The following is a 5,207-nucleotide window of genomic DNA, read 5'->3' on the forward strand; positions in this document are numbered from 1 at the left end:
CTCGGGCTCATCACCTACAACACCGAGCGCAACACCTCGCAGTTCCAGCTCGGGCTGCGCGGGTCGCTCACCGAGACGCTGAAGTACAACATCTACGGCCAGTACGGCCGGTCGACCGAGAGCTCGCCGATTACCGGCGACGGCCTAGTCCGCGACGCGGCTGGCAACAACAACTTTGCGGCGATCGTGAACAGGGTGAACATCTTCGGCCCGAACCAGCCGGGGATCAGGGACGCGCTCGCGACCACCATCAACGGTTTCAACCGCAAGCGCGACCAGCTTGTCGTGTCGGGCACGCTGAGCGGCACGTCCGCCACCAACCTTCTTCCCGCAGGGCCGGTCGGCTTTGCGGCGGGCGTCGAGTACCGGCGCGAGACGGGCAAGGTCATCCAGGACAGCGCCCTGCTCACCGGCAACACCTTCCGCCAGGGCGTCCAGGCCGGCTTCGACAGCAGCTTCGAGGTGACGGAGTTCTACGGCGAGCTGCTGGTGCCGCTGATCCACAACACGCCATTCATCCAGAAGCTCGACGTGGGCGGCGCCTACCGCACTTCCAACTATGACCGTTTCGGCATCCGCGACACGTGGAAGGTCGAGGCGAACTGGGCGGTCAACGATGATCTGAGGCTTCGCGGGACGATCCAGCGCGTGATCCGCACGCCGAACTTCGGCGAGTTCGCGGCCGCGACCTCCTCGCTGCCGTTTAACAACCTGATCACCGTTCCGCGTCTCACGCCCCGCTACGGCGGCGACCCCTGCGTGCTGGGCACCGGTAACGCCGACCAGTGCCGCCGCTTCGGTGCGCCCGCTCCCGGCTCCGCCAACTCGTTCGACCCGGCGTACCTCCAGGGCGGCTACTTCTTCGGTGGAAATCCGGACATCGATCCGGAAATCGGGCGCACCAAGACCGTCGGTGCCGTCTTCACGCCTAGCTTCATCCCACGGCTCACGCTGACGGTCGACTTCTACGAACTCGACCTGAAGGGGGCGATCGGTGTTATCCAGCCCATCAACTCCATCACGAGCTGCTACATCACGAACCCGACCGCCGACAATCCGCTGTGCGCGCTCGTGACTAGGGCGCCCAACGGCCGGTTTCAGGACGCGTTCGTCAACAACCAGAACCTCGGCCGATTGAGGCAGCAGGGGCTGGACATCGCGTTCAGCTACTTCCTGCAGGCCGACTTCCTGCCGGGCAGCGGCTTGCGCTTTTCGTATCAGGGCAACGTCGTCACCGACTATATCTTCCAGCCCAACCCGACTGTGACGCCCATCCAGTGCAAGGGTACGTTCGGTGCGACTTGTTCGAGCGACGCCACTACGTTGGTTCAGCCCGACTATCGGCACGACGCTTCCGTCACGGCCGTGTTTGATCGAGGCCAGCTGCAGCTCAACTGGCAGCGGATTGGTGAAGTCCGCAACAGCGCGCCCGGCCAAACAGACACGCTCAAGGCGCAGGACATCTTCGACCTGACCGGCAGCTTCAACGCGCTCGGTTGGCTGACGCTGAGCGGGGGCGTCTACAACTTGTTCGACAAGGAGCCGCCCTTCGTCGCCGGCGGCGTCTTCAACACGTTCCCGGACACGTACGACGTGCTGGGCAGGACCTACGGCGTCTCCCTGACGGCAAGGTTCTGATCGCGCAGCCCGCTCGGCGCTGCTGGCGCAGGGCGGGCTCTGGACGGCCTCAAGGATCGGAACCCGACCAGATGAACCTGCCTTTCGCCGCCGCCGATTGGATGGTCATGGCGGCCTATGTCGCCGTCCTGTTCGCGGGCGGCTGGCTGTTCATGCCCAAGCATACCGAGACGTCGCAGGAATACTTCCTGGCGGGCAACACCGTTCCCGCGTGGCTCGCCGCGATCTCCGTCCTCTCCGCGACGCAATCGGCCGCCACGTTCCTGGGCGGGCCGGATTACGGCTATCGCGGCGACTACACCTATCTGGGCACCAACCTCGGCGGCCTAATCGGAGCGGTGTTTGTGGCGCGGGTGCTGATCCCGCGCTTCTACGCCATGAACGCCACCACCGTGTACGAACTGCTGACAAGGCGCTTCAGCGATCGGGCTACCCGTTGGGCTGGCGGCATGTTCCTGGTCGGCCGCGTGCTCGCCGGCGGCGCGCGCGTCTACCTGGCCGCGATCGCGGTGGCGATGGTGATGACTGCTACGGTCAGCGCGGCGGGCATCGTCGTCGCGGCTGCGATGGTGGTGATCGTCAGTTTCCTGTTCACGTTCGTCGGCGGCCTGAAGTCGGTGCTGTGGAACGACTTGATCCAGTTCGTCATCTATCTAGGCGCCGCGATCGCCACGTTGATCTTCCTGTGGGTCTCGATCCCGGCGTCTACCGGCGAGATCATCGCAGGCCTGGCGAATACCCCCGAGGGCGTGAACAAGCTGCGTTTGTTCGACCTGTCGCTGGATCCGACACGACCGTTCACGCTGCTCGCGATAATGACCGGAGTGGCGCTGCTCTACATCGCCAATAGCGGGCTCGATCAGGACACCACGCAGCGCCTGCTCGCATGTCGCGACGCGAAGACAGGTGCTCGCGGCCTCTATCTGTCGGTTCTAGCGACGGTCCCGGTCGTCGCGGTCTTCGTGACGATCGGTCTTTTGCTCTACGTCTTCTACAACCGCCCGGACCTCATGGGCGGCGCCACCTCAGCGGCCGCGCAGGAGTTCGGCGGTCAGAAGATCAACATCTTCATGCACTATATCCTGACCGAAGTGCCGCCGGGTTTGCGTGGCCTGGTCACGATCGGAGTGATGGCGGCCGCCGTCGCCACGACGAACTCGGCGCTGAACGCGATGTCCTCCGTCCTGATCCAAGACTTCTACCGTCCCTGGCGCGAGCGCCGCGGCGGTGCGCCCGAGCGCCACTACGTGCTTGCCGGACGCGCGGGCATGGGAGTTGTCGGGGTGGCGATGTTCTTGATGGCGGTGCTGTCCTACTATTGGCAGCGCTACGCCGACATGCCGCTTCTCGAGTTCGCGCTCCAAGTGATGGTGTTCGCCTATGCGGGCCTGCTCGGAGTCTACTTCACGGCCGTGTTCAGCACGCGTGGAACGACTGGCTCCGTCATCGCCGCCCTGCTGGCCGGCTTTGTCGTCGTGATGCTGCTCCAACCCGCCATCGCGAGGACGATTGGACTGCCGACCTTCCTCGCCACGCTCTCGTTCCCTTACCAATTGTGCATCGGCACGCTGGTGTCGACGCTCGTCTGCGCGGCACCTCGGGGCGCTGCGGTCCGGGTTTCCGAACAGGCGGCGGCGGTGGCATGATCTCCCCCATACCGAAGAGGCCGCTATGAGCACCGAAACCGTCGATCCTCGCTTCGTCGACATCGACCAGTGGCCGACCGAGGCGGCCGTCGACGCCATGCTTGAAGGCCAGCTCGCCGCGGTCGCGTCGATCAAGAGCCAGGTTCCAGCCATCGCCGCGGCCGCCGAGGAGGCCGCGCGTCGCTTGAGGCGTTCGGGCCGACTGGTTTATGCGGGTGCGGGCACGTCGGGCCGCATCGCGGTCCAGGACGGCGTCGAACTCTTTCCCACCTACAATTGGCCACAGGAGCGACTGGTCTTCCTCATGGCGGGTGGCCAGTCCGCCCTAACAGAGAGCGCGGAGGGTGCGGAGGACGACGGGGACGCAGCGCGGGAGGCGGTCGCCGCGGCTGGCGTAGGACCGTCCGACGTACTGATCGGTGTCGCCGCAAGCGGGCGCACACCCTATACGATCTCCGCCGTAGAGGCGGCGCGCGAGGCCGGGGCGCTCACGATCGGTATCGCCAATAATGTCGGGGCTCCGCTTCTCGCAGCCGCCCATCACGGGCTCCTGGCCGACACCGGCAGCGAGGTGGTCGCCGGGTCCACCCGCATGAAGGCGGGCACGGCGCAGAAGGCGGTCTTGAACATGCTCTCCACGGCGATCATGCTGCGCCGTGGACTGATCTATCGGGGGCTCATGGTGAACATGCGCGTCTCCAACGAAAAGCTGCTGCACCGCGGACACGCGATCATTCGTGACATCACCGGTGTCGACGAGGAGGTCGCCACCCGGGCGCTTGATGACGCGGGTATGGAGATCAAGCACGGCGTGCTGATCGCCTTGGGCGCCACCCCGGAAGAGGCGGATCAGCTCCTCCACGAGCATCACGAGAACCTGCGCCCGGCCATGGCCGCGTTACGCGCGCGAGAGCCGGTCGATGCGTGAGAAGCTGGCGGCGAAGAAGGAGGACCGGACGCCGCTCTACCTTCAGCTCGCGCGCAACCTGCGCGACCACATCGCCAGCGGTGAGATCGATCCGGGAAGCGCGCTCCCGTCCGAACGCGACCTGAGCGAAATGACCGGGATGTCTCGCGTCACCGTGCGTAAGGGGATCGACCAGCTCATCGAGGAAGGCGTGCTGTTCCGCAAGCAGGGTTCCGGCACCTTCGTTGCGCGACGTATTGAGGCGCCCAACTCCGCGTTGAGCGGCTTTAGTGACGACGCGCGCTCGCGCGGCGAGGATCCAGGCGTCATCTGGATGCTCAAAGCCTATGCCTCGCCGACCGAGGAGGAGGCGGCCGCGCTCGGCATCGCTCCGTCCGTCAAGGTCGTGCGGCTCGGCCGCGTACGCCTCTCGGGCGGCGAGCCGCTCGCGATCGAGCACGCGGTTGTGCCCGCCGAGTTCCTGCCCGACATCGATCGGCTCGGGGACTCACTCTACGCCGCGTTGGAGTTGAACAACGCCCGGCCGGTGTCCGGTAAGCAGAAAATCCGCGCCTCGCTTGCGACCCCGACTGAGGCTGGCATTCTCTGCATCGAGGAAAAGGCTGAAATCTTGCGCATCGAACGCTTGACCCGACTGACCAATGGTCGAGCGGTCGAGTTTACCCGCTCCGCATACCGCGGGGACCGGTACGACTTCGTGTCCGAGCTGCATGGGCCTGGGGAGCACTGACGGGTAGGAACGCCTCCAGGTAGTCGCACATGCCCGCACGCGTGCCGATGATCGAGAGGGATCGGGCAGCCCTACTGGCGCTTCCGGTTGACGAAGAGATGGTGGTCCGGGTCCACACGCTCGACGCGGGCGAACTCGCTGGCGTCGCGACCGCGCGGACGCCCGAGACCCGCCTTGGCTATGCGCTACAGGTATGTTGCCTCCGTTATCCTGGCCGGCACCTGCGCCGCGGCGAGCTGGTACCGGCGACCATGCTGGAGCATAT

At 65.6% G+C, this 5,207-nt stretch carries 5 protein-coding genes; all 5 read left to right on the plus strand.

The annotated features are described in order from the left end of the window. A partial coding sequence (locus tag ACH0AE_RS17450; RefSeq protein WP_406876102.1) for a TonB-dependent receptor domain-containing protein occupies window positions 1-1,638 on the plus strand: 1,638 nt, incomplete at its 5' end. A 71-nt stretch (window positions 1,639-1,709) separates the two neighbouring features. After that, on the plus strand, window positions 1,710-3,284 hold the full coding sequence (locus ACH0AE_RS17455; protein WP_406876103.1) for a sodium:solute symporter: 1,575 nt from the start codon (window positions 1,710-1,712) through the stop codon (window positions 3,282-3,284). Between the two features lie 25 nt (window positions 3,285-3,309). After that, entirely contained in the window at window positions 3,310-4,212 is a 903-nt protein-coding gene (locus ACH0AE_RS17460) for an N-acetylmuramic acid 6-phosphate etherase (RefSeq protein WP_406876104.1), read from the plus strand. Beyond that, window positions 4,205-4,942, plus strand: coding sequence for a GntR family transcriptional regulator (locus ACH0AE_RS17465; RefSeq protein WP_406876105.1), 738 nt, complete (start codon window positions 4,205-4,207; stop codon window positions 4,940-4,942). Before ACH0AE_RS17460 ends, ACH0AE_RS17465 begins: the two co-directional genes overlap by 8 nt. Before the next feature lie 47 nt (window positions 4,943-4,989). Further along, window positions 4,990-5,207: DUF4158 domain-containing protein (locus ACH0AE_RS17470; RefSeq protein WP_406876106.1), on the plus strand; the 218-nt coding region annotated here is incomplete at its 3' end.

Origin of the sequence: Sphingomonas sp. 179-A 2A2 NHS, assembly GCF_045371305.1 — a bacterium.
In the GTDB taxonomy this organism is placed as follows: Bacteria; Pseudomonadota; Alphaproteobacteria; order Sphingomonadales; family Sphingomonadaceae; genus Sphingomonas.